This window comes from Paenibacillus sp. P36 (assembly GCF_045866505.1).
Classification (GTDB): Bacteria; Bacillota; Bacilli; order Paenibacillales; family NBRC-103111; genus Paenibacillus_E; species Paenibacillus_E chondroitinus.
In genome coordinates, this window is sequence record NZ_AP038372.1 from 7,486,468 (window position 1) to 7,512,363 (window position 25,896).

Sequence of the window (25,896 nt, forward strand, 5' to 3'; positions counted from 1 at the left end):
AGTACACTACTCTACTAGAACCAATTTCTCGCTTGGAAAATGAAGCCGAACCTCTTGACCGCTCGGATACGGGAATTCCATTTCTTTATTGACCGTAATGTCTCCCAGTATCGTCTGAACGACGTATTGATAGCTTCTGCCTAAGAAGGTGCTCACTTTCACACGTCCTGTCACGACATTGGGACCTTCCTCAATCTCTCCCGCCATACCTAGAAGGACATCATCCGGACGAATAGCGCCTTGCATCCCGACCTGCTCTCCCTTACTGGCATGTTTGGTTACAGTGAACATATGATCTTTCACTTTCAGCGCAATCACTTCTTTTTCATCATACCTGGTGTCAAAAGAGATAAAATTCGTGAAACCAATAAAACGAGCTACGAACTCTGTTTTGGGATATTTGAAAATCGTCGCCGGAGCACCCAGCTGCTCAATAATCCCTTTATTCATAATGGCTACCTGATCCGAAATAGAGAAGCACTCTTCCTGATCATGCGATACATAGACGGTAGTAATACCAAGCTCCTGTTGAATACGGCGAATCTCCACACGCATATTGATGCGCAGATTAGCGTCCAGATTGCTAAGGGGCTCGTCGAAGAGCAGCAGCTCAGGTTCGATGACTAGCGCCCGGGCAATGGCCACCCGCTGTCTTTGACCGCCTGAAAGTTCTTTCGGATAACGCTTCTCGAAGCCGGACAAGCTTACCGTTTCCAGAATTTTGCGAACACGTCGATCAAGCTCCGCTCCGCTTACCTTCCGAAGACGCAGGCCGAAGGCCACATTATCGTAGATGGACAAGTGCGGGAACAGCGCATAACTCTGGAAAACGAAGCCGAAGTTACGCTTGCTGACGGGAATGCGCGTGTAGTCCTTCCCATTTAAAGCAAATTTGCCTGATTTAGCTTCCAAAAAACCGGCGATGAGCCGCAAGGTCGTCGTTTTCCCGCATCCGCTTGGACCGAGAAGCGATATTAAATTTCCTTTTTCTACACTTAAATTGAAGTCCTTCAAAATATATTGCTGGTCGTAGGCAACCGAAATATTTTCCAAAGTAAGCAATGCCATGGATGAAAGCCTCCGTTATCGTTTGGTGAAGTAGGATAAACCCATCAACCGTTCAATGATGAACATAAGTACCGCAGTTAAAATCATAAGTAAAACCGAAATAGCAGCAATCGTAGGGTCAAAATGGTTCTCCACGTACGTCAGCATCTGAATAGGCAGCGTGCTGATGCCAGGACCCGTCATAAAGACCGAGATGTCGACATTATTAAAAGATTCCAAAAACGCGATCAGAACAGCTGCAATAATACCTGATTTAATGTTAGGCAAGACCACTTTAAAGAAAGTTTTCAGCCGTCCAGCGCCAAGACTAAGAGCAGCTTCCTCTACCGCGAAATCGAAGTTCGATAAGCTTGAGGCAACGACGCGGATAATGAAAGGAAGCATGATCACCGTATGCCCAATCAGCAGAGCTGCATAGATCGGAAGGTTATACGTGACGATAAGATACCTCAGCATCGTAAAACCAAGGACGATACCGGGAATCAGTACAGGGGAAATAAAAACGGCATTCAGCGCCTCTTTCCCTTTAAACGTAAACCGGCTTAACGCGTACGCCGCTGGAATTCCAAGCAGCAAAGCAAACAAGTTACCGATCAGCGATACAATAATAGAGGTACCCGCGGTCGTCATGAACATCTTAACTTCCCAAATGTTGCGGTACCATTTCAACGAAAATCCTGTCGGTGGGAATTTCAGTACACTCCCTGGCTCAAATGAAGCAAATGCTATAATAACGAGCGGCCCGAGCAAGAAAATATAGACAAGAAGGGTGAAAAACGCCAGCCCTCGATTCTTTTCCCGCATACTTCTACCCCTTCGGATTTAATTTAGTCGCCAGTTTATTCATAAGCGCGATGACGACGAAGGTGATCACGATCATAATCACGGCTATGACGGAGGCTAGATGCCAATCGTTAAGCGTAATCGCATTCTGATAAAGGAAAGTGGAGATAACCCGCTGCTTGCCACCGAGCAAAGCAGGCGTTGTATATGCCGTCAAACTGCCGACAAAAACAAGAATACTTCCTATGATTAATCCGGGAACGCTGAGTGGTACAATGACCTTCACGAAGGCTTTAAATCGGTTAGCCCCCAAGCTCTCCGCTGCTTTGATCAGATCCGGATCTATATTCTCAAGAACACCGACCAACGTAATAAGGATGAGCGGTAAAAATAAATGGATGAGACCGATCATCATGGCCGTTGGCGTATATAAAATATCCAGTGGCTCCTTGATGAGACCGATCGCGATCAACGCGTTATTGAGTAACCCTTTTTTACCTAAAATAATCATCCAGCTGAACGACCTAACGACAGAGCTTGTCAGCAGTGGAAAAATAGCCAGCGCAAGCAAAATCGCCTTCTGTCTCGGTCCTTGTTTGGATATAAAATAGGCTACCGGGAACCCCAGGATGATACAGAGAATCGTGGTTACCAAGCTGACGCGCAGCGTCGTCCACACAATTTTGAGGAAGTACGGGTCTTTGAAAAAATTTAAATACCCTGCAAAGGTAAATGTTCCTTTATCGAAAAAGGTCGAACCTATCGTAAGAAGGATCGGAACTACCATGAAAACCGTCAGGAATAATACGCCCGGCAGCAATAGTAATAATAAGTACGTTTTTTTCATGCAGCTATACTCCTGTTCCTTGGTTCGCTATGCACGTAACGTGCGGATAAAAAGTTCGAGAAATTCGTCAGCCGCAACCTCGGTGCATACGTGCACGTTGGCCGCTTTGGACAAGCGATTCTGGAAATCGCATACCGTTTGCCCATCGCATAGCTCACTTTTGGTTTCTACATCGACGTAGTACTTGCGGGTAGTGACCAGCTGTTTATTTAGAGCTACTCCGACAGCAAGGGGATCATGAAGCGCACAAGCTCTAACACCATTGCGTTCATAGTAACGTTCCATATATTCCGCAGTGCTCTCCTTCACATATCGGGCTATTGGCGAGTCACCAAGTGCACGGATATGCTCATCTGTCAGCAGTGCTTTCCTTGTTACATCCAACCCGACAAGCGTCAAGTTTGGAAAACCTGCCTGGAATACGATTTTGGCCCCTTCCGGATCGACGTACATGTTGAACTCCGCTGTAGGCGTCACATTGCCGAAACCTTGGACGACACCGCCCATCACAATCACTTCTTTCACCTGATGAACCAGCTCAGGATACTTCATAACCGCCAAAGCCAGATTCGTCAGTGGAGCCGTCATGACCAAAGTGACCTCTCCCGCATGCTGTTTCACCTGTTCCACGATGAAATCAACTGCATGCCCGTCCGCTGCCTCCACGTGAACCGGCATGTCAAGTAATGCCCCGCCAAGCCCATCTTTACCATGGACGCGGTGCTCAAAAAAAGTTGGGCGCATCAAAGGTTTATTCGCGCCTTGAACGACACGAATCTCATGCTCCTTCTCCAGTAATTGAAGAATTTTGCATGTATTCTTGGTCGCTTGCTCCAGCGATACGTTTCCATTCACCGTAGTGATGCCTAGTACGTCCATCTCTCCGCTTCGTACAGCAAGCAGGATGCCTAACGCATCATCGATCCCTGTATCCACGTCGAGGATGACTTTCTTTTTCATAACCAAGCCCCCTTCAGGTCCTTTTTAAGAAAACAAAGGTATACACCCAAGCATATACCCTTGTCCACTTTGATATTATTGAGCAACTTCCTTGTTCCAACGGTCGATCCAAGATTTAAGATGCTCATTCACGAATTTCATATCCATTTTGATCAGCTTGTTGACTACATCTGCGCCATACGTAATCCCTTGCGCTTCATCAGCTGAGAGTTGCAGCGTCGTGTTTACAGGTGAATCCACTTTTGCTTTCGCAGATTTCTCTTGTACTTCTTTGCTCAAATGCCAGTTGATGAAATCTTCCGCTAGCTGCTTATTTTTGCTTCCTTTAATAACGTTGACCGTGTTCATTACGGCATATGCCCCTTCTTTCGGGGAAATGAACTTCGTATCCGGCACAGCCGCTTTCAAATCCTTCACATACATCTCCATGATCGGACCTGCAGCAATTTCTCCTTGTGCGAACATATTCACGAATTCAGAAGTTTGTCCATAGTACTTGACGACTCCTTTATTCAGCTCCTTCACCTTGGTGAAAGCTTGATCCTCGTTGAACTTTGCATTACCGGATACCAGTGACGCCGCATCCAGCACCATTGGACCTGTCGTAGACGTAATGTTTGGCAGCGTCAGCTTCTTGGAGAGTTCAGGACTCCACAGGTCGCTCCACGACGTGATCTCTTTGCCTACTGCTTTCGGATTGTAAGCAATTCCGAAACGGCCAACGGTATAGGCAGGACCATAGTCTTCACCAAGCGGTGCTTTCGCAATATCGTAGATATCTTTTAAATTCGGAATACGGCTGCGGTCGATTTTTTCAAAAAGTCCTGCTTCAATTCCTTGCTGTGCATAGTAGTCGGATAAATAGATAAGATCCACTTTGGAACTGCCTTGTTTCACTTTGTTTAAACGCTCGGAGTTATTGCCGATTTCCAAAACAATCTTCACATTATGCTCTTTCTCAAAAGGCGCATAAACTTCTTTCTTGAAGAAATCATCGGAAAAACCCCAAGTGGAAATAACCAATTGTGTAGGTTCCCCTGATGTTCCCGCAGGTGAAGCTGTTGCGGCGCCAGTATTCCCCTGATCTTTCGCAGGCGCGGTACCGCATCCCGTCAAAGCCAGTCCTACTACGGATAAAGAAATCAAACCACGAAGCATTTTTTGTTTCATCGTTAACATCCTCCCAATATCATATATATAATTTGTAGCGAAAATCCCTTTGTTAAATTTTTACTAGTATTCTACAACGGCTTACAAATATATGCCGCGCTCTTGCTAAGACCTGAAAAAAATAGAAAAGTGCCCTTGATAGAAGATAACTTCTAACAAGAGCACTTTTCATCGTAAACAATGGAAAGAGACATCAAGTGATATTCAAGCGGGTATGCCCTTAAGATAGATCAAAAGAGATACACCGTGGTCTAGACTATTTAGTTGGTTTAAGAATAATGTTCGTGATGGCCCATTGCGTCGGCGGATCATAGTCTCTTAACACCGCATCCATGGACAACCCTAGTTCTTGCTCCAGCTTTTCCCGGATTCTCTTCTTGTAAATAGAGGACATGTAAAAATCGACCTCGTGTTTAAGCGTAGGAGCCTCTCCTTCTAAAGCCGTTGAGCGGGGTGACCGACGATGCTTGGCATGAAACGTAATGATATTCTGATCCAAGGAAACCTTCAGCAAGGTTGTACCAAAACCGAATAATTCTTTGGATATCTCGTTATACAGGTGACACAGCTTCTTCTTGTATTCATTAGAATCATCCGGTACGGACATTAAATCACCTTCAAGAGGAATAATTGATCTGTATTTTTTCGAGCTATACTAATAATACATAGGATTCCTTAATTAATCAAGGTTATTGTTCGTGATTTTATATGGAATTTAACGTAATTCGACCTAATCTCTTGTAAAATATCCGTTTTTCCGAATGTCGTTCTTTAAATTAATAGTCTCAATTAGCAGCAATTGGATATAGGAGGTTCCTCGTTATTTGGTGACTCTGTTATAAAACAAAAAAACCTTACATATGTAAGGTTTTTCGTAAAACTGGGATGCGGTCGGAGGGATTTGAACCCTCACGCCTTGTGAGCGCCACCCCCTCAAGATGGTGTGTCTGCCGTTCCACCACGACCGCTTAAAGGAAAGTAAACTGGGGATCTAGGATTCGAACCTAGGCATGACGGAGTCAAAGTCCGTTGCCTTACCGCTTGGCTAATCCCCAACAAGATAAGGGAAAAGGGCGACCGATGGGACTTGAACCCACGAATGCTGGATCCACAAACCAGTGCGTTAACCCCTTCGCCACGATCGCCACAGTAGGGATTTATTCCCTGAAGACTAGATACGAAACTTGCGTAAAGTGAATTTGTCATCTACGTTAGACGTAGCGACTAGCTGCTTAGTCAGCTGGAATCTGAGAGACTTTGAACTACGTTCAAAGATCCCTATAAAATCTGAGAGACTTTTGACTCCGTCAAAAGATCCCTATATTAGGTTAAGCCCTCGACCGATTAGTATTCGTCAGCTGCATACGTTGCCGCACTTCCACCTCGAACCTATCAACCTCGTCGTCTACAAGGGGTCTTACATACTGGGAAATCTCATCTTGAGGGGGGCTTCGCGCTTAGATGCTTTCAGCGCTTATCCCCTCCGTACATAGCTACCCAGCGGTGCCTCTGGCGAGACAACTGGTACACCAGCGGTACGTCCATCCCGGTCCTCTCGTACTAAGGACAGCTCCTCTCAAATTTCCTACGCCCGCGACAGATAGGGACCGAACTGTCTCACGACGTTCTGAACCCAGCTCGCGTACCGCTTTAATGGGCGAACAGCCCAACCCTTGGGACCTACTTCAGCCCCAGGATGCGATGAGCCGACATCGAGGTGCCAAACCTCCCCGTCGATGTGGACTCTTGGGGGAGATAAGCCTGTTATCCCCAGGGTAGCTTTTATCCGTTGAGCGATGGCCCTTCCATTCGGTACCACCGGATCACTAAGTCCGACTTTCGTCCCTGCTCGACTTGTAGGTCTCGCAGTCAAGCTCCCTTATGCCTTTGCACTCTGCGAATGATTTCCAACCATTCTGAGGGAACCTTTAAACGCCTCCGTTACATTTTAGGAGGCGACCGCCCCAGTCAAACTGCCCACCTGACACTGTCCCCATACCGGATCACGGTACCAGGTTAGAACTCCGATACGATCAGGGTGGTATCCCAACGGCGCCTCCACCCAAGCTGGCGCTCAGGCTTCAAAGGCTCCCACCTATCCTGTACAGATCGTACCAAAGTCCAATATCAAGCTGCAGTAAAGCTCCATGGGGTCTTTCCGTCTTGTCGCGGGTAACCTGCATCTTCACAGGTATTAAAATTTCACCGGATCTCTCGTTGAGACAGCGCCCAAGTCGTTACGCCATTCGTGCGGGTCAGAATTTACCTGACAAGGAATTTCGCTACCTTAGGACCGTTATAGTTACGGCCGCCGTTTACTGGGGCTTCAATTCATAGCTTCGGAACCGAGGTCCCTAACCACTCCTCTTAACCTTCCAGCACCGGGCAGGCGTCAGCCCGTATACTTCGCCTTGCGGCTTCGCACAGACCTGTGTTTTTGCTAAACAGTCGCTTGGGCCTTTTCACTGCGGCCCCCTCGGGCTATTCACCCTACCGAGGCACCCCTTCTCCCGAAGTTACGGGGTCATTTTGCCGAGTTCCTTAACGAGAGTTCTTCCGCGCGCCTTAGAATTCTCTTCTCACCCACCTGTGTCGGTTTGCGGTACGGGCACCTTCGCCTGGCTAGAAGCTTTTCTTGGCAGTGTGAAATCATGACCTTCGGTACTTAAAGTTTCCCTCCCCATCACAGCCCAGCCTTACGATGTGCGGATTTGCCTACACATCAGCCTCACTGCTTGGACGAGCATCCATCAGCTCGCGTCACTATCCTTCTGCGTCACTCCATTGCTCATAACGGCTACGGTGGTACAGGAATTTCCACCTGTTGTCCATCGACTACGCCTTTCGGCCTCGCCTTAGGTCCCGACTTACCCTGAGCGGACGAGCCTTCCTCAGGAACCCTTAGGTTTTCGGCGGATCAGATTCTCACTGATCTTTTCGTTACTTATACCGGCATTCTCACTTGTATGCGCTCCACCTGTCCTTACGGTCAGAATTCAACGTACATACAACGCTCCCCTACCCATGCACTAACGTGCAAGCCATAGCTTCGGTGGCGTGTTTAGCCCCGTTACATTTTCGGCGCAGAGTCACTCGACCAGTGAGCTATTACGCACTCTTTCAATGGTGGCTGCTTCTAAGCCAACATCCTGGTTGTCTGTGCAACTCCACATCCTTTCCCACTTAACACACACTTGGGGACCTTAGCTGATGGTCTGGGCTGTTTCCCTTTTGACAATGGATCTTAGCACTCACTGTCTGACTCCCGGATTTAAGTTTGTGGCATTCAGAGTTTGACTGGACTTGGTAACCCTTGGCGGGCCCCGCACCCAATCAGTGCTTTACCTCCACAACTCCACATCCGAGGCTAGCCCTAAAGCTATTTCGGGGAGAACCAGCTATCTCCGAGTTCGATTGGAATTTCTCCGCTACCCCCACCTCATCCCCGAATTTTTCAACATTCGTGGGTTCGGGCCTCCAGTGAGTGTTACCTCACCTTCACCCTGGACAGGGGTAGATCACACGGTTTCGGGTCTACGTCCACGTACTAAAGCGCCCTATTCAGACTCGCTTTCGCTGCGGCTCCGTCTTTTCGACTTAACCTCGCACGGGAACGTAACTCGCCGGTTCATTCTACAAAAGGCACGCCATCACACATATAGAGCGCTCTGACTTTTTGTAAGCACACGGTTTCAGGTTCTTTTTCACTCCGCTTCCGCGGTGCTTTTCACCTTTCCCTCACGGTACTGCTTCACTATCGGTCACTAGGGAGTATTTAGCCTTGGCAGATGGTCCTGCCGGATTCCGACGGGGTTTCACGTGACCCGCCGTACTCAGGATACCTCTAGGAGATTCGTTTGATTTTGGCTACAGGGCTTTTACCTTCTATGCCGGACCTTTCCAGATCACTTCGCCTACCAAACTAACCCCATGATGAGGTCCTACAACCCCAAGGAGCAAGCTCCTTGGTTTGGGCTATTCCGCTTTCGCTCGCCGCTACTGACGGAATCACTTTTGTTTTCTTTTCCTCCAGGTACTTAGATGTTTCAGTTCCCTGGGTCTGCCTTCAACCATCCTATGTATTCAGATGGAGATAACTGCGCATTACCACAGCTGGGTTCCCCCATTCGGACATCCCCGGATCAAAGCCTGCTTACGGCTCCCCGAGGCATTTCGTCGTTCGCCACGTCCTTCTTCGGCTCCTAGTGCCTAGGCATCCTCCGTGTGCTCTTTCTAGCTTAACCTAGAAAAATACATTTGGTATTGCTACCTAAGTTCTTACTTTACATTTTGTTTCGTTATCTAGTTTTCAAGGAACAATGTTGCAACCATTACATGCGCAAAGCGATGTTGGTTGTCAACTATTTTGAAAGGATTAACCTTTCAAAACTGAACACGAGTGAGTAAGCGATGTGTGCTTTCGCACTTGACTGGTCTTATCAAGACCGAGTCTCCATAGAAAGGAGGTGATCCAGCCGCACCTTCCGATACGGCTACCTTGTTACGACTTCACCCCAATCATCTACCCCACCTTCGGCGGCTGGCTCCCTTGCGGGTTACCCCACCGACTTCGGGTGTTGTAAACTCTCGTGGTGTGACGGGCGGTGTGTACAAGACCCGGGAACGTATTCACCGCGGCATGCTGATCCGCGATTACTAGCAATTCCGACTTCATGCAGGCGAGTTGCAGCCTGCAATCCGAACTGAGATCGGCTTATAAGGATTGGCTCCACCTCGCGGCTTCGCTTCCCGTTGTACCGACCATTGTAGTACGTGTGTAGCCCAGGTCATAAGGGGCATGATGATTTGACGTCATCCCCACCTTCCTCCGGTTTGTCACCGGCAGTCATCTTAGAGTGCCCATCCGAAATGCTGGCAACTAAGATCAAGGGTTGCGCTCGTTGCGGGACTTAACCCAACATCTCACGACACGAGCTGACGACAACCATGCACCACCTGTCTTGGGTGCTCCGAAGAGGGGCACTATCTCTAGTGCTTACACCCAGATGTCAAGACCTGGTAAGGTTCTTCGCGTTGCTTCGAATTAAACCACATACTCCACTGCTTGTGCGGGTCCCCGTCAATTCCTTTGAGTTTCACTCTTGCGAGCGTACTCCCCAGGCGGCATACTTACTGTGTTAACTTCGGCACCGAGGAATCGAATCCCCAACACCTAGTATGCATCGTTTACGGCGTGGACTACCAGGGTATCTAATCCTGTTTGCTCCCCACGCTTTCGCGCCTCAGCGTCAGTTATAGGCCAGAAAGTCGCCTTCGCCACTGGTGTTCCTCCACATCTCTACGCATTTCACCGCTACACGTGGAATTCCACTTTCCTCTCCTACACTCAAGTCAACCAGTTTTGGATGCGAACCGGGGTTGAGCCCCGGGCTTAAACACCCAACTTAATTAACCGCCTGCGCGCGCTTTACGCCCAATAATTCCGGACAACGCTTGCCCCCTACGTATTACCGCGGCTGCTGGCACGTAGTTAGCCGGGGCTTTCTTCTCCTATACCGTCACACAAAGCGCAGTTACTCGCCTTGCTGTTCGTCTAGGGCAACAGAGCTTTACGATCCGAAAACCTTCATCACTCACGCGGCGTTGCTCCGTCAGACTTGCGTCCATTGCGGAAGATTCCCTACTGCTGCCTCCCGTAGGAGTCTGGGCCGTGTCTCAGTCCCAGTGTGGCCGTTCACCCTCTCAGGTCGGCTACGCATCGTCGCCTTGGTGAGCCGTTACCTCACCAACTAGCTAATGCGCCGCAGGCCCATCTATAAGCCACAGATTGCTCCGTGTTTCATGATTCTCTCATGCGAGAAAACCAGTTATCCGGTCTTAGCTATCGTTTCCGATAGTTATCCCAGTCTTATAGGCAGGTTACCTACGTGTTACTCACCCGTCCGCCGCTAAGCACCGAAGTGCTCCGCTCGACTTGCATGTATTAGGCACGCCGCCAGCGTTCGTCCTGAGCCAGGATCAAACTCTCCATGATAGAAAAGCTGATTGTACTCATTGACTTGCTAGCGAGATTATTCATCTCATTTATAGTCGATTGCTCGACTGTGCTTACTCACTCGTTGTTCAGTTTTCAAAGATCAATTTTTTTCGCATTCCGTCCCACTCTCGCGGCCGGAATTACAATATAGCATATTCAACCAATCAGATGCAAGCTTTATTTTTACAATATTCGATAAAGTTTTCAGCTCGTCTTGGCCGGAAAGACAATATACCATGGTGATTAAAATAATGCAACCCTATTCTACATTTTTTTTAGGAATGTCCATGATTGAGCATGTCTTCTACTAGTTCCTGTTCGAAACGCTCTTTTAGAGCATCGTTGCTAGGAGCTATGGATAAGCTGATCTCTTTAAACTGCCGGACGATATTCTGCACGCCTTCCAAGTTGCCGCTCTGGGCTAAATGATCGGTTTGATCAATAACGTGATAAGCAATCGCCTGATAAGCGTCAGTGAAGCTCTGCTCCACATTGGCTGCAACTCGATAGTCCGCGTAAAATCTTTTGAATGTCTCCATCAATGTTTCGTTCATATTCATGCCACTCCTTTCAAGATAAAGAACAGTTTCCCACAAGGAATGCAAGTTTATACAGCATAAAAGCACAACAGCCCCCTGCTGTAAGAAGCAAGGAGCTGTTATGAATATTCAACCTTTTTATATCTCTATATGAATGCTCTTTATTATTTTACATCAATTGTAGTAACAACTTGGTTTTGTCCTTTAAGCTCAACAACATGGGTAGGTGTAAAGTTACCAAGGTTACCAGTCAACGCAACATTAGCTGCAACGTTATAAACCGTAGTTTGGCTTACACCATTGATCGTTTGCGTAATGGAAATGGAAGTGATTTTACCTTGTCCATCTACAGTAGTACTATTTAATGTACCTACAACATCAAAGCTTTGGTTAGCATCAGCCATTTTAGTAACTTCTACGAAAACTACTTGATTGTTGAAAGAACGAACTTTCACTTCATCGCCAACTTGAATTGCGGAAGCAGCTACTTTCACACCGTTACGCAAGATGAATGCATCCGGGTGAAGAACATAGTTAGTTGTAACTCCCGCTTTCGTTACTGGAAGCACGTTGTTGTATACAGCTGCATTCACAGTTCCAGCAGTGGAGTTTTGGTCATCAGGCATTTGGTTGCCTGTACGATCCAATAGTGCTGCTAATTGTGCACGAGTCACGCTTTGGTTCGGTTTGAATGTGTTGTCTTCGAAGCCGTCAACAAGACCTTTTTCGATAGCTACAGCAACATAGCCTACAGATCCAGCAGGGATTTGTTTAGCATCTTTAAATGTAAGTTGAGTGTTCATTTTTGCTTTAGCTTCGGACTCTAGTTTCAGAGCTTTCACTAACAGCGTTGTTGCCCATAGGCGGTCCGCTTCTTTATTGGGTTGAACGGAGTCATCGCTTTCTGTGAATAGATCGTTTTCAAGTGCTACGGCTACGTATCCAACTGCCCATGCAGGGATTTTGTCCGCATCTTTGAAGTTTAATTTCGTTGCCATTTCTGTAGCAGATTCGGCTTGCTCACGCAATCCCATCAATCTTACAGCAGCTGTAATCGCTTCAATACGGGAAACGGATTTATCTGGTTTGAATGTACCATCTTCGTATCCTTCAAACACTTGTTTGGATGCCAAGCTAGCTATGTAACGCATTGCCCATTGAGCGCCTTTGAGGTCGTCAAAGTTAATGCGGATTTGAATGTTGCCGCTAATGTTACCTTTACCGTTGTTTTTACCATTATTAATAGAAGTAGTATAGCTATTGTTATTGTTTCCTTTACCACGATCATCATGGTCATTTCCTTTGGCAAACGCTGCAGAAGCGCCTCCCATTACCATTGTTAAAACAAGTCCTGTTGCTACAGCTTTCTTCATTAGGTTCTTTTTCATATCAAGTTCCCTCTCCCATATTCATATAGTTGGTATAAATAATGTGGAGCCTTCGCGAAGGGTTCCTGGTTATGCTACAACAATTCGCCATTGTAAATATGTTTAGGGGGGTGGAGAAATAAATCTTTAAAACTAGAAAATTGTCGAGTCTATTAAATCCCCCCTGAAACTGCTAAACTTAACGATATAAAACACTACCGCAAAAGGAGCTCATGTATGCGTTTACGTAATCCCAGAGTTCAGCTCGTTATTGCTCTAGCCGTTATTTTAATTGCGTTGTCAGTCTATTCTTATAGCAAAATCGGACTCAAGCAAGCAAATGTAGAACCTGCTGTTGTTACAGTGCCGACCAGCACGCATCAAGATTCTCCTCCTGCTAGTGAAGCCCCGCCAACACCACCCGTAGAAACCAAAAATACGTATCCATCCGAGCAATTTGACGTTGTTGTCATCGGCAGCGAACTGGAGGGTCTCTATCTAGCGAGGGCGGCTGCAGACGAAGGTTTGAAGGTAAAAGTGCTCGATCCTCATAAAGCTTTTGGAGGCCAGATCCTTCAAAGTCAAATGTTGTTTTTGGATGAAACACGTGACGATCAAGGCCATTTATTAGTGCAGGGCCGGGCTAAAGAATTGTTCGATGGCTTCCGAAACGCCAAAATCCGTAAGCTTTCCGAATTTTCAACGTATATGGATAAACTGGTCAAAAATATTCCTGTCGAATCCGGCGTTATCCTAAATGACATTGAGCAAATCAACACACCAGACAGCATGCACAAAGTCGCTTCTATCGTTTACACGACAGATAAAAATGAAAAGAAGAAGATTACGGCCGGCTACTGGGTCGATAATAGTGATTACGCCGCACTCATCTCTCGACTTGATGCCAAGAGATTGCCAGGACTGGAGAAGTTTTATGGGCAAAAAGACATCGAATACATGAGCGCCGGTATGATGATGAAGTTCACGCATGTCGATTGGAAAAAGTTCAGCACAACTTTCAACGCGTTAAAACCTGAAGAGAAATCCAAACAATTTGGCGGCGGTTCTGTCAATGACAGCTATGCGATCGGGCTCAGCGGTATGACAAAGGCCTATCACCCATCCAATGACCGCGTATTTCTAAGAGGTTTAAATGCTGTGAATCAAAGAGACGGGGAAGTTTTGATTAACGCCCTTCTGGTGTACACCGTTGACCCATCCAAACCCGAATCCATCCAAGAAGCTGTTACACTGGGCAACAAAGAGACGGCATCTATTCTGGGACATTTCCGTAAAACCTTACCGGGTTGGGAACATGCCGAACTTGGGGAACTGCCAACTTACCCTTACGTAAGGGAATATAATCACTACGAAATGGATTATGTTTTAAAGCCGTCCGACCTGCTTTCTGGCGCCATGTTCTGGGATAATGTCAGCATTGGCGGCTATCCGCTCGATTTACAGGGCACTAGCGCCAACAAATGGGGCATTGAGATGGGACGTCCCGATAAATACGGGATGCCGCTGCGCAGCTTTTTATTAAAAAATTACGACAATGTCATTGCCGCTGGGAAAAATGTGGGCTCTTCAGCAATCGCATACGGAAGCACAAGAATTCAACCGAATACGAGTCTGGCTGCTGAATCCATTGGCATCATACTGGGGCAGTTACAAGGTAAACAAAAGCTTAGAGAAATCACGCCTGAGGAGATGGCCAAGCTGCAGCAGTATTTAGCTGCTCATTATCAAATCAAGCTAACCGGGGTAACCGGTACCAATAAAATCAGCGGTTGGAACGAAGATGAGATCAGAAAGCTGGATAGCGGAGAAATTACTTATCCTAGCTACGTGAAAACTCGCAAAAAAACAGCTGTGAAATAACCAAATCCGTGCATTCGCTCCTTAAGCGAGTGTGCGGTTTTTTTACGAAAATTTAAGAAAAAAAGGTGTTGAAAAACCAAACTTCCAGACATATAATAAGCAATATACTTAAGTTCACTTATAAACACTTACGCGAAAGGAGCGAGAAACCTTTGTTTCAAGAAGAAAGACTCATATCCATTATTGATTACTTAAAATCAAATAAGCGCATTACGGTCGACCTGATTTGCGAGCTGTATGATGTATCACGAGATACCGCCCGGCGTGACATGGTAAAACTTGAAGAACAGGGCCGTATTGTGCGAACACGCGGCGGCGCCATCCTCCCTACACTTTCCAAAGAAGTCGGCAATTATGAACAACGCCTCCAATCAGAGTCTTCTTCCAAACTAACCATCGGCAAAACAGCCGCAGGACTCATTCAAGATGGCGACTATATCATGATGGATGCCTCCACGACAGTGCTGCATGCGGCAAGTGCACTATCTTCCAAACAGAACGTTGTGGTGACAAGTTCTATAGAAATTGCTGCTATTTTAACCCGCAAAGATGAAACTACGATCCACATTCTTGGTGGCGTATTGGATAGCAAACACCATAGCGTCTACGGCGCGAAAGCCATCGAGATGTTGAACGATTACCACGTCGATAAGCTGCTGATCGGAACCTGCGGAATTACGGAGGAAGGGCTGTCAGCCCCCAATGAAGAGGACAGCTATTTAGTCCGCGCCATGATCCAACATGCTGACCAAGTCATCGTTTTAGCAGATCACTCTAAGTTCGGCAAGCGGCTGTTCCATCGCGTGGTTGGTTTTGAAAGCATCGATATCCTGGTCACAGACCAAGACTTAAGCTCCGAAATGAGAGAGAAATTACTGGCAAGTGAAGTTGAAATCGTTTTGGCAAAAGGAGATGACTTAGATGATTAAGCTTATCGTAAGTGATTTGGACGGTACTTTGCTCGATCACAGCAAGAAAGTTAGTTCAAGAGAGCAAGCTGCGCTGAAAAAAGTGAAAGAAGCCGACATCCTGCTTTGCCTGGCCTCAGGAAGAATGAATGTGGAGATGCAGCAGGTTCTTGAGGAAATCGGACATCGTGCCTACTCCGTGTCGCAGAATGGCGCATTCATTCATTTGGAGGACGGCTCGTTTCTGAAATCTCAGCTTTTTGAGCCTGAATTAGCGTATCGAGTGTATCAATTGCTGAAAGATTTTGACGTCGTGAAAATCGTTTGCTCTGGCGAAGCCAATTACATCACGCATTTAACGCCAGCTTCCGATGAGGTTCAGTCACGTACATTCCGGCCTTTTATTATAAAGGAGGACATTGAGCAGTCCCTGCAAGCCGAACTTCCAATTTGTAAGATTTCTACATTCGGGGATATTCAAATCCTTCTGGCAATTAAAGCTTTAATAGAAGAAAAAATGGGCGATCAAGTTGAGCTTTTCATCTCCGATAAAGATTGCTTGGACATCATGCCACGGCAAGTTTCAAAAGGTAACTCCCTCCTCGTCCTCATTGAGCAATTGGGTCTAAAACCGGAGGAAATTGCCTGTGTCGGTGATTCCTTCAATGATGTATCCATGTTCGGGATTACGCCGCATAGCTTTGCTATGAAAGGTGCCCATCCGGAGGTCAAACAAAAAGCAAACTATCATGTCGAGTCTGTTGCTGAAGTCGTTGATCATGTATTTGCCTATAACGATAAATACATGCAAGAGCAAAAAGGAAGCACAATGGTATGAGAAGATTATTAATTATGGGGTGCCTGTCCTATCTATTAACAGGGTGCACCCACGTTATTTTTGGAGCGGTATTACCCGAGCTGCTCACTCATTATGGACGCAGCTACAGCGATGGCGGGCTGTTGGTGTTCCTTGAATTCGGCGGATTTTTGCTTGGCGTGCTCAGCATGCCGGCGTTCAGTCGCCGATTCAGCCGCCGAAACACGATTACGACGGCTTTCGGATTGCTTTTCCTGGCCATGATGACGATCGTCATGCTGCCCCCTTGGGCTTTGGCCGTGAGCCTCACCTTCGTAGCCGGCGTGGCTTTCGGACTCGTAGAAGCGAGCATTTCAACCTTCGTGTTAATGGCGGCAAAGGATAAACAAGCCTCGGCCTTCAGCACGCTCGAAGTTTTCTTCGGACTTGGCGCACTATTCATGCCGATTGTATCCAGTATTTTGATTGCCAACGGGTTATGGAAATATGGATTTATGCTGTTGGGATTAAGCGCGCTTGCAACAGGACTCATCTGGTCGAAGCTTTCCTTGGGCGAGCATGACGAATTGTTGGCTCACAAAGCCGACAAGTCACAGCAAGAGGTAAAGCCTCCAGCTCTGACAAGGAGTTCGTTAACCTTCCTAATTCTGTTCATGCTTGTTTTCTTCATCTATGTAGGAATGGAAAATACAATTGTTAACTTCCTGCCTTCGATCTTTATCGATCAAATGCACACTTCAAGCTCTCTGTCCTCTTTGGCGGTAACAGCTTATTGGATTGCGATGGTGGCAGGTCGACTATTTGCCGGCGTGCTTGCCGAGAAAATGACCTATTTCCGTTATTTGGCCGTCGCTTTTGGCGGCAGCTTGATTACTGTCTTTTTGTGGCTGTTCAGCACGCAGTTATGGAGCAGCTTCGCTATTGTTCTGCTGCTTGGACTCTTCATGTCAGGGATGTTCGCTGTAGCTCTTATTTATGCCAATCAATTACTCCCTGGGCGCACGGAGCAAACAACAAGCACGCTTATCGCTGCAGGTGGCTTGGGCGGATCCGTCATTCCGCTTGGCGTCGGATGGGGAATGGATAAGTTTCAAGTTGGCTTATCGATTTGGTTTGTGTTAGTTGGCATGTGTGTGGTTTTCGGCATTGTTCTCTACTCCCGCAGGTGGAAGGTTCAGGCTTCTAGTTAAAAATAAAGGACAACCCCTTTCGTCGGGTTGTCCTTTTTGGTGCTGCCGCGCTATTAACGCAGAGCCTTCAATTGAATAAGTACGGCTTTTTCCTCGAACTTTACATCCTTCACTCCTATTAAAAGCGGCAAGTGATCCTCGATCGAGAGCTCGATTGGAGCGAACTGAAGCCACTCCTTTGGCACTTGGATGCCTCTAACCGTCGTGCTCTGATGCTGAATGACCACATTCGGCGGATCCCATGCCAAGGTAAAAAGTAATTGGGCGCCAACAGGCAACTTGTCCTGCCATCTCACATTAACGTCAGCCACGAGGTTGCTTCCCTGCAAGGTGAGCTTAGCTCCTTCGATTCGAATGCCATTGGGCAGATCTGGATGGGCTGACAGCTGTTTTTTGACCAGATTGTTTAAATCTTGCTCTGTGATCTGAACCTCGAGCTTCCGGTTCTTGACAATGTCCGCGATTTTACTGCCAACTGAAATTTCTTGATAATTCAGGTCTAGATCCTCGGTAGGTTGGATGTGCCGGATGAACAACACCGTGGCGGCCGCAAGGATAAGGACGACCACGATGAGAAAAATAAATCGTTTTTGCAGCACGTTTCAACACCCCGCAGAAGACAGATTTGGCAAGCCGTATAAGTCTAGATGTAAATTACGGCTACTCTTTGTTCTGCTGTTTTTCCTTCAGCCAGCGAGGAGCGCCCTTGCTCTTGCGATCTCGCTCGCGTTGGGCTTTGCTCACGGCCTTGCCGCCGGCGGCCGTGTGCTTCGGCGCTGGCGGCTTCGCCGGGGCAGCGCTGGATTCGCGCGCTTCCGTCGCCGGCGCGCTAGTGCGAACCGCGCCCGCAGGCGCGGCAGCATAGTGCGAGCCGGCGGAGCCGCTGCGCACAGGTGCTGCGCCCCGCGGGCGTGCAGCTTCACGGCGGCTGCGCATCGTAGCCGCACTGCGGTCCTGGGCCGGATCGACGAGCCGGCCTTCGTACATCGCCTTCGGCGCGATCGTGATACCGAGCTGCTTCTCGAATTTTTCGAGAATGAACTGCTCCTTCGGTGTCACGATGGAAATGGTCGTGCCCTCGCGGCCCATCCGACCGGTCCGACCTACGCGGTGAAGGTAATACTCCGCGTTGGTGGCAGGATCCAAGTGGAAGACGTGAGTCACGCCTTCAATGTCCAGCCCTCTTGCTGCAACATCCGTGGCCAGCAGCAGCTGGAATTTCCCATCCCGGAAATTCCCCATGACTTTAGCCCTATCCTGTTTGCTTGCTTCTCCGTACAAAGCTTCAATAGATAACCCAACATACTGCAGCTTAGCCACAACTTGAGCGATATCGTCTGTAACATTGATAAATACAATCGCAGACTTCGGTTTAATCAAACGAACCAGTCTCCGAAGCGTATCCACCTTCTCGCGCTCCTGGCAGAGCACATACATGTGCTCCAGCGTTTCCGCTGTGCGCTGGCTCGGGTTGATTTTAATAATAACAGGCTCCTTCAACCATCTACCGGCCGCTTGCTCGGTGCTTTGCGGAATGGTCGCAGACACGAACACCTTTTGACTGGATTTCAGCATGCCTTTTAGCACAGACTCGACATCCTGCATGGAACCAAGCTCAAATACTTGATCCACTTCATCGACTACGCCAATTTTCACATGGTGCAGAGTCAATTTCTTGATTTTCATAAGCTCAAGCAAACGCCCAGGGGTCCCCACAACAATATGAGGGTGCAAGCGAAGCTTCTCGACTTGTCGAACAACAGCCGCTCCACCAATCAAAGACTGCGAACGAATCGGACCGCCAGCCGTTAATTTTTCGATTTCTTGCATAATTTGCATACCCAGCTCCCTGGTAGGAACAACAACTAATACTTGCAGCTGTTTCTGCGCAGGATCAATTTGTTCCAGAGCGGGCAGTAAATAAGCTAACGTTTTGCCTGTGCCTGTTTGGGACTGAATGATCGCATCGCTGCCTTGTTTCAAAACCGGGATGGCTTCTGCCTGAATCGGCGTTGGCTCACCTATACCCAAATCTTTCAATTTATCTAAATAAGTTTGTGCAATTTGCAACTGTTCAAAGCTTGTACTCAATGGACGTAAACCCCTTTTCTCATTCAACCTAATGATCTTATTATATGTCACGCTGTATATCGATACAAATCGATACTTTGAAAATGCTGCTCATAGACATAGACGGCCCGCTCTCTCCCTATAAGCAGAAATAAGAGTCCATCTGGACTCTTATTTCCCCGTTCCCCATTCTTCCAGCAGTTTCTGCTTGATGACATCTCTGGCCCGGAATAACCGCTGCCGCACAACACCCTCAGTGACCCCTAATTCAATCGCCATATCCTTGTAAGATAAATTATGTATCCATTTCATTGCAATAATTTGACGGTAGGAGGGAGTTAGCTGATTAATGTAAGAGATGATGGCTTCCCGCATGAGCTTCAGCTCGACTTCTTGATCCAGGGAACCCAAATAATCCGAGGTAGGTGCCGTTTCCTTGATGCACAGCATCAGTTCCGTTTCTAGCTCATCGCGGTTGCGTTTGTGCTTGCGAAGATGATTCAGCGTGACATTCCGGGTCAGTTTCTTGACCCAACTTTCATATTTATCAATATCCTGAAGCAGCGGCGCCTTCCGCACAGCTCGAAGAAAAGACTCTTGAATAATATCCTCCACGGCCGCATGATCCCTAAGTATAAAATAAATCATCGGATAGACGAGTAGATAAAACTCTTGATATATCTGTTCCTGCACGCTCTTCTCTAAAGTGTAAAAATCACTGCTAAATAACAGTTTGAGAGACTTCGAAATAAACGCCCCCTAGCCAACCAGGTAAAAACATTCTCTGTTTCTTACCCTTATTTTAGGGCAAAGCAAGGGAGTAAACAACAATAAAAACTTTGTAATATGGTAATAAAACCCACTTAGTGCTTATGTTGGTTTTTTTCGTGCTATGGACATGGGTCGCCCTATTTTGACAGCTGTCATATCATCAGATAAACTAGAAGTGTCTTACTATTTTCCATCCGAAGGGATGAAACTATGAATACAGATTTTGAGAAAGAATTCAACGCACTTGTGTTAAAAACCGCAGAACTCATTACGGGAGATACATCGCCTGAAATGCTTGAGAAAATAAAAGTATGGGCATTTTTTAATCATGTTCATAAATCGCTCCCGGCCCTGACTTCTCATTGGAATCAAACGCATCCCGAAAGCAAAGCGGAAGTGCGCCGAATTTTCGAAGAGATTCGTGATTTAAATCAAGCTCTGCAAGCTAACAAGCCTGAGTCGAAGTAATTCGCTCACCATGAAAAAAAGCGGATTCCCAGTCCATAGACCGGGACCCGCTTATTTTTTATTTAAAATCCCCGATGCCAAACGGTCGAATAGCCGTGGGAATAAGTGAAACAGCTTAATGCCAACGCCAGCTACAAAGGGAAGATTTTTCTCCGGTATTTTTTTCTCAATGGCATGGATCAGTTCTTTCACAACCTTCTCCGGTTTGAGCATAAACCATGCTACATTTTTAACATAGTTCCCGCTCGGATCTGCTTTATCGAAAAATGGTGTGGAGATCGGACCCGGATTAATCGCCGTCACAGAAACCCCCGTTCGCATTAATTCCTGGCGCAAGCTGTTCGTGAAACCAAGCACCGCATGTTTCGTTGCCGAATAGCCCGTAGATTTGGCCGAACCGATTTTCCCCGCCATGGACGCTATGTTAACAATATGACCACTTCCCGCCTTCAACATATGAGGCAATACAGCTTGCGTGCAGCGGACAACCCCCATATAGTTCACGTTCATCATATCCTCAAAGTGCTCCAGCGGCGCACCGGCGAATGACTCAAATATCCCGTAACCGGCATTGTTGATTAAAATATCAATACGACCGAACTTCGCGATAACCTGACTAACTACGTCCTGTACTTGCTGAGTATTCGTAACGTCAAGCGCGTAAACAGCATGCTGGCCTTGAATGCCTGCAGCAATCGACTCAAGCTTGTCTGTACTGCGGGCTGTCAAAATGGGAATCGCCCCCATCGCCGCAAATTGCTGTGCCATGACAGCGCCGATGCCGCTTGACGCTCCGGTGATCAAGACGATTTTGTTCGAAATGTTCAACGTCATTTCTCCCCATTCCAGTAAATTACAAAAAAAAGAGGACCGCTTTCGCAGTACTCCATTCATTCTAGCTTATGTATACAACATTTCATTCCATATTCATATTACGTAATTAACACTTGAATGTCCAGTTCGCCAATGCTATCCATAATCAAAGGGATCGTCAGCGCTCTCTTCGGCACAAAACCGGCAGCCGTCGCGGATTGAACCAGCTTCGGAGGCGTGATATCTACCCTTACGCCTTGATTAAACAACATGGTGCTTGCATTCCCGCTAATCATATTGCCTAGCTCCGATATAGCGCTCTTGCCCATTTCGTCCATCTCCGTAATTACAAACCCGCCCATCATCGCGGAAACCATCTTCAAAGCGACGTCCTCAGCCAAGCCGAATACAATATCGCCTTCCATTTGTCCGGTCATCCCGATTTGGATCCAAATATACTTTTCCACAAATTTGACGTCTTTGACGCCGAGCTGCCCTGTAGTTGGGCGAATGTTAGCAACCTGCTCGATGACAATTCTAGCCGACTCCAAAAAAGGATTAATGTACTCAGCCTTCATAGCTCCGCTCCGATCTCATTTGTGAATAAGTTCCACCAAAAACGACCTTTTTCAACATTATACCTAAAATACTAGGACAAGTATACTGTATTTTTTCATAAAATAGTTCCTTATACTCACATACAGACACTCTTCCTGCCTTCATACTAAAATTGTCGAATCTGGATTTATGGATCATTATCAGCAGGAAATACAGCAAGTAATCTGGAAGAATATATAAATATGTGTCGAATCCTGATAGGCTTGCAGGGTATTCGTCCTTTTAAAGGAGCGATGAAAGGCAACCATGATGAAACAGAAAACGACAATAAAACATTACACGTTATATCAACTTACGCTTGTCTATCATATTATCGCTCTGCTGCTAATCGGTACGAACTTTTTCATCGTTCATCAGCTTCCATATGTAGTCGAGCACCGTCCCATCGGGCTGGCTATCGATATTGTCGTACTATGTACGATGCTCGGATTAGCCTTATACGGGCTTAGAAGAATCAAAAAAGGTGAAACTTCCATTCTGGAAACCGCTGAGCGGTACCAATCTCTATACGACAATCATCCGGACTCGATTATTTCTTTTAGCCTGGATGGTGAAGTGCTGTCAGCCAATCACGGGCTTGAGAGCCTCCTGGGTCTTGGGCGCGAGAACGCCACGACTTCTTTTATCCCAATGATCAGCCCGCCTGATTTGCTTAAAGCCTTGCATCATTTCCAAGTGGCGTCCGCCGGGATGCCGCAAAATTTCGAGGCTGCTTTTATTCATCAAAACGGGATTCCGATCCCTTCTAATGTAACGTTCGTCCCGACGAAAGTCGACGGTCAAGTCGTGGGGATTTACGCGATTCTCAAGGACCTGACAGAAGTGAAAGAACAGAAAAAAGTTATCGACAAACTCTATAAGCAAAATCAGCTCATCCTCAATTCCGTCTCCGAAGGCATCTATGGGATTGATATGAGTGGGCGCACGATCTTCTGGAATCAAGCTGCGGAAGCGATAACCGGCTGGAAAGTAGATGAAATGCTCGGCAGGCAAATACATAATCTAATTCGGCCTGAGAAGGCCGACGGCACTCCTTTTTCGCGTGAAGAAAGTCCTGTTTTGAATACGATTCTAAATCGGGATGCTCCTATTATGAAAGAGGACCTGTTCTGGAGAAAGGATGGCACTTCCTTCCCTGTCGAGTTCATGTCGAGTCCCATCCTGGAGGAGAAGGGGCACATTCTCGGTACCGTTATTACATTTAAAGATATTACCGCATTAAAAAAGACCCAGGAGCTGCTGATCAAATCGGATAAGCTATCAGCTGTAGGGCAACTGGCGGCTGGGGTGGCTCACGAAATCCGCAATCCATTAACAGCTTTGAAGGGGTTCCTGCAATTATTGAAAACAAACAATACCAAAGAGCAATATTACATAGAAATTATGCAAAAAGAGCTGCAGCGCATTGAGTTTATCGTGAATGAGTTCCTGTTCGTCTCAAAACCGCAGGCTACCAATTTTGATACCCGAACCATTGACTCTATTGTGATGAGCACGATCGAGCTGCTACAACCTCAAGCGATATTGGAAAATATTCAAATCGAAGCTGATATTGAGCCTAATCTGCCCCCTGTCTCTTGCGACGAGAGGCAAATTAAACAGGTTTTCATCAATATTTTGAAAAATGCGCTGGAGTCCATGGAAGAGGGCGGTTTAATGCGTATCGAAGCTGGAGCCGATGCTGCTAAGAAAAACATCACCATCCGTTTCATCGATCAAGGATGCGGTATTGCACCAGAGCGGCTGCCCAAGCTGGGGGAACCCTTTTATAGTACCAAGGAAAAAGGCACCGGTCTTGGCCTCATGGTATGCTACCGTATTATTGAAGCACACGGGGGCATGATGGAAATTCAAAGTAAGTTGGAAGAAGGAACGACGGTTGAAATTACACTTCCTTCCACACAAGTTAAAATAGCCGAAGGAGTGTCTGTAATATGAACGGTTTTCTCATAGATTTGGATGGTACGTTATATCGGGGGCATGAACCGATTCCACATGCAGCTGCTTTCATTCAGTGGCTGCAGCAGCACCAATTGCCCTACTTATTGGTGACGAACAATTCGTCCCGTACACCAGCGCAAGTCGCCGAACATCTGCTGGCGTTCGGCATTGAAGTGCCGGAGGCGGCGGTCTATACGTCCTCTCAGGCCGCCGCCAAGTACTTGACCGAGCAGAGCCGGGGCCGCAGCGTGCATATGGTCGGCGAAGCCGGACTGCGGATCGCCCTGGAGGCGTCCGGCTTCGATATGGAGGAGACGACGCCTCCGGATTACGTCGTCCAAGGCATTGACCGCAGCTTCACTTATGCGAAGCTGACCGAAGCGGTCCGCCACCTGAAAGCCGGCGCGACCTATGTGTTAACCAATCCCGACCGCATGCTGCCGTCGGATGGAGGTCTTATGCCAGGGGCTGGCTCCCTGGCCGCTTCGATCACCGCCGCCTCCGGCGTGGAGCCGGTGGTGATCGGGAAGCCTTCGCCGATCATCATGGCTTACGCCATCGAGCGGCTTGGTTTACCTGCCGCCGATGTCTGGGTCATCGGCGATAACGTGCACACCGACATCCGCGGAGGCGTGGTGTCGGGGTGCCGCACGGCGCTCGTGCTGACCGGCGTCGCAACGCCGGAGAACGTGCACGAGCAGATGGCGTCGGCGGGCGTGACGCCGGACCTGGTTTGCGATGATTTGGCACATTTCATCGCGCAGTTTAGTAGGCTTGGCGGGATATAAGCCGCAAATTTCAATAACCCTAGCGGGAATACCGCTAGGGTTTTTATTTACGGGAACTACAGGCCTCTATTAACAGGAGAAACACGTTGTTCCCTCTTGGAGCGGAACTACAAGGCTTTATTCCGCCTCCATCACCCGATTTTCAACTCATTCCTGCAAAATAACGGACTGTAGTTCCCCTCACGGGTGGAAAATGTATCTTTTCTACGGAATAGCGTATCCTAGTTCCCTTAGCAACCGTATGGACACTCGAAAAAAAAACCTCCAACCCACACTGCGTGTGGAATTGAAGGTTTTTTCGAGATTTCTCCGACGCACGATCAATCCAAATGGTCCCAGTCGACCTCAGGCGGGGAGCCCTTTTCCTGCAAACGGCCTTCCCTTGCATCCTTTTGCAGCTGCTCCAGCCATTTTAACTCGCTGAACGAACGTTTATAGGTGCCAATCATCATCTGTAAAATAACGCGAGGAACTACGTTCCTATGCTCTTCATACAAGCTTTTCATTCGGTTCATGCTCATTTTCTGAGCCAATATTTTATTTTCCAAGATATCGGCTATTTTGGCTTGATCGCCATGCACGGAAAATGGCAGAGCGACGTAAAGCGGGTGATAGTGTTTGATTTCTTCATGAAACTGCTCGATCAACAGCTCTTGAAATTTAAGCTTCCCGGCCTCCGTAATTTGAAAGACGGTTTTCTCCGGTCGATTCGTATTACGCACGACTTCAAGTGCTTCCACATGACCGTCTTTGCGCAGTTGATCCATCGCATAATAAAGCGAGCCGTCTTGCAGCTTCATATAATTATGCATGCCTCTTTCTTTCATCGTTTGCCGGATCTCATACGTATGCCGGTTGGCTTCCATCAACAGACCAAGTATGACGAGCTTCATCGACAT

Annotated in this window: 21 protein-coding genes, 3 tRNA genes and 2 rRNA genes; 7 read left to right on the forward strand and 19 right to left on the reverse strand. The window is 47.3% G+C overall.

What is annotated here, in order from left to right:
* Positions 1–6 precede the first annotated feature (6 nt).
* The 13 genes from ACKTT9_RS32820 to ACKTT9_RS32880 all read right to left on the reverse strand — a co-directional run bounded on the left by ACKTT9_RS32820 (position 7) and on the right by ACKTT9_RS32880 (position 12,753).
* A complete protein-coding gene (locus tag ACKTT9_RS32820) occupies positions 7–1,068 on the reverse strand; it encodes an ABC transporter ATP-binding protein (RefSeq protein WP_407869302.1) in 1,062 nt (353 codons plus the stop codon).
* 15 nt (positions 1,069–1,083) lie between these two features.
* Complete coding sequence (locus ACKTT9_RS32825; protein ID WP_157323358.1) at positions 1,084–1,872, reverse strand: ABC transporter permease; 789 nt, start codon at positions 1,870–1,872, stop codon at positions 1,084–1,086.
* Positions 1,873–1,876: 4 nt separating this feature from the next.
* Positions 1,877–2,698, reverse strand: a complete 822-nt coding sequence (locus ACKTT9_RS32830; RefSeq protein ID WP_127456548.1) for an ABC transporter permease — start codon at positions 2,696–2,698, stop codon at positions 1,877–1,879.
* Positions 2,699–2,725: 27 nt separating this feature from the next.
* Positions 2,726–3,658, reverse strand: a complete 933-nt coding sequence (locus tag ACKTT9_RS32835; protein ID WP_407869303.1) for a nucleoside hydrolase — start codon at positions 3,656–3,658, stop codon at positions 2,726–2,728.
* Positions 3,659–3,733: 75 nt separating this feature from the next.
* Positions 3,734–4,828, reverse strand: coding sequence for a PotD/PotF family extracellular solute-binding protein (locus ACKTT9_RS32840; RefSeq protein WP_407869304.1), 1,095 nt, complete (start codon positions 4,826–4,828; stop codon positions 3,734–3,736).
* Positions 4,829–5,084: 256 nt separating this feature from the next.
* Positions 5,085–5,435, reverse strand: coding sequence for a DUF2294 domain-containing protein (locus ACKTT9_RS32845; protein ID WP_127456545.1), 351 nt, complete (start codon positions 5,433–5,435; stop codon positions 5,085–5,087).
* 279 nt (positions 5,436–5,714) lie between these two features.
* Positions 5,715–5,796: transfer RNA gene (locus tag ACKTT9_RS32850), tRNA-Leu, on the reverse strand.
* A gap of 15 nt (positions 5,797–5,811) precedes the next feature.
* Positions 5,812–5,883 (reverse strand) — tRNA-Gln (locus ACKTT9_RS32855).
* Positions 5,884–5,900: 17 nt separating this feature from the next.
* Positions 5,901–5,973 (reverse strand) — tRNA-His (locus ACKTT9_RS32860).
* Between the two features lie 179 nt (positions 5,974–6,152).
* Positions 6,153–9,072 (reverse strand): 23S ribosomal RNA (locus ACKTT9_RS32865).
* Positions 9,073–9,287: 215 nt separating this feature from the next.
* Positions 9,288–10,823: ribosomal RNA gene (locus tag ACKTT9_RS32870) — 16S ribosomal RNA — on the reverse strand.
* The 16S and 23S rRNA genes sit together here with 3 tRNA genes alongside, the layout of an rRNA operon.
* 278 nt (positions 10,824–11,101) lie before the next feature.
* Positions 11,102–11,380 (reverse strand): hypothetical protein, encoded by a 279-nt coding sequence (locus ACKTT9_RS32875; RefSeq protein WP_157326734.1) that lies wholly within the window; start codon positions 11,378–11,380, stop codon positions 11,102–11,104.
* Positions 11,381–11,529: 149 nt separating this feature from the next.
* Positions 11,530–12,753: an S-layer homology domain-containing protein gene (locus ACKTT9_RS32880; protein WP_407869305.1), complete on the reverse strand. Its 1,224-nt coding sequence runs from the start codon at positions 12,751–12,753 to the stop codon at positions 11,530–11,532.
* A 216-nt stretch (positions 12,754–12,969) separates the two neighbouring features.
* Between ACKTT9_RS32880 and ACKTT9_RS32885 the strand changes: the two genes are divergently transcribed.
* The 4 genes from ACKTT9_RS32885 (at position 12,970) to ACKTT9_RS32900 (ending at position 17,528) form a co-directional block, all read left to right on the forward strand.
* Positions 12,970–14,613 (forward strand): FAD-dependent oxidoreductase, encoded by a 1,644-nt coding sequence (locus ACKTT9_RS32885; protein WP_407869306.1) that lies wholly within the window; start codon positions 12,970–12,972, stop codon positions 14,611–14,613.
* 152 nt (positions 14,614–14,765) lie between these two features.
* Complete coding sequence (locus ACKTT9_RS32890) at positions 14,766–15,542, forward strand: DeoR/GlpR family DNA-binding transcription regulator (protein ID WP_407869307.1); 777 nt, start codon at positions 14,766–14,768, stop codon at positions 15,540–15,542.
* On the forward strand, positions 15,535–16,359 hold the full coding sequence (locus tag ACKTT9_RS32895) for a Cof-type HAD-IIB family hydrolase (protein ID WP_407869308.1): 825 nt from the start codon (positions 15,535–15,537) through the stop codon (positions 16,357–16,359). Before ACKTT9_RS32890 ends, ACKTT9_RS32895 begins: the two co-directional genes overlap by 8 nt.
* The gene (locus tag ACKTT9_RS32900; RefSeq protein WP_127458725.1) at positions 16,356–17,528 is read left to right on the forward strand and encodes a sugar MFS transporter; all 1,173 of its coding nucleotides are present in this window, start codon (positions 16,356–16,358) and stop codon (positions 17,526–17,528) included. The genes ACKTT9_RS32895 and ACKTT9_RS32900 overlap by 4 nt, the downstream gene beginning before the upstream one ends.
* A gap of 53 nt (positions 17,529–17,581) precedes the next feature.
* On the opposite strand, the gene ACKTT9_RS32905 is transcribed toward ACKTT9_RS32900, so the two are convergent.
* The 3 genes from ACKTT9_RS32905 to ACKTT9_RS32915 all read right to left on the reverse strand — a co-directional run bounded on the left by ACKTT9_RS32905 (position 17,582) and on the right by ACKTT9_RS32915 (position 20,291).
* Positions 17,582–18,127, reverse strand: a complete 546-nt coding sequence (locus ACKTT9_RS32905; protein WP_407869309.1) for a hypothetical protein — start codon at positions 18,125–18,127, stop codon at positions 17,582–17,584.
* Positions 18,128–18,188: 61 nt separating this feature from the next.
* The gene (locus ACKTT9_RS32910; protein WP_407869310.1) at positions 18,189–19,619 is read right to left on the reverse strand and encodes a DEAD/DEAH box helicase; all 1,431 of its coding nucleotides are present in this window, start codon (positions 19,617–19,619) and stop codon (positions 18,189–18,191) included.
* 150 nt (positions 19,620–19,769) lie between these two features.
* Positions 19,770–20,291 (reverse strand): RNA polymerase sigma factor, encoded by a 522-nt coding sequence (locus ACKTT9_RS32915; RefSeq protein WP_246069395.1) that lies wholly within the window; start codon positions 20,289–20,291, stop codon positions 19,770–19,772.
* Positions 20,292–20,579: 288 nt separating this feature from the next.
* Here ACKTT9_RS32915 and ACKTT9_RS32920 point away from each other — a divergent pair, with 288 nt between their 5' ends.
* On the forward strand, positions 20,580–20,837 hold the full coding sequence (locus tag ACKTT9_RS32920) for a DUF2573 family protein (RefSeq protein ID WP_157326726.1): 258 nt from the start codon (positions 20,580–20,582) through the stop codon (positions 20,835–20,837).
* A gap of 51 nt (positions 20,838–20,888) precedes the next feature.
* Here ACKTT9_RS32920 and ACKTT9_RS32925 read toward each other — a convergent pair whose 3' ends face one another.
* The gene (locus ACKTT9_RS32925) at positions 20,889–21,665 is read right to left on the reverse strand and encodes an SDR family oxidoreductase (protein WP_164819836.1); all 777 of its coding nucleotides are present in this window, start codon (positions 21,663–21,665) and stop codon (positions 20,889–20,891) included.
* Between the two features lie 104 nt (positions 21,666–21,769).
* Complete coding sequence (locus tag ACKTT9_RS32930; RefSeq protein ID WP_127458539.1) at positions 21,770–22,228, reverse strand: chemotaxis protein CheX; 459 nt, start codon at positions 22,226–22,228, stop codon at positions 21,770–21,772.
* A gap of 286 nt (positions 22,229–22,514) precedes the next feature.
* Here ACKTT9_RS32930 and ACKTT9_RS32935 point away from each other — a divergent pair, with 286 nt between their 5' ends.
* Together ACKTT9_RS32935 and ACKTT9_RS32940 are read left to right on the forward strand one after the other, a co-directional pair.
* Positions 22,515–24,206, forward strand: a complete 1,692-nt coding sequence (locus ACKTT9_RS32935; protein ID WP_407869311.1) for a PAS domain S-box protein — start codon at positions 22,515–22,517, stop codon at positions 24,204–24,206.
* Positions 24,203–24,997, forward strand: coding sequence for a TIGR01457 family HAD-type hydrolase (locus ACKTT9_RS32940; RefSeq protein ID WP_407869312.1), 795 nt, complete (start codon positions 24,203–24,205; stop codon positions 24,995–24,997). The genes ACKTT9_RS32935 and ACKTT9_RS32940 overlap by 4 nt, the downstream gene beginning before the upstream one ends.
* Positions 24,998–25,317: 320 nt before the next feature.
* Here ACKTT9_RS32940 and ACKTT9_RS32945 read toward each other — a convergent pair whose 3' ends face one another.
* On the reverse strand, positions 25,318–25,896 hold the full coding sequence (locus ACKTT9_RS32945) for a PadR family transcriptional regulator (RefSeq protein WP_407869313.1): 579 nt from the start codon (positions 25,894–25,896) through the stop codon (positions 25,318–25,320).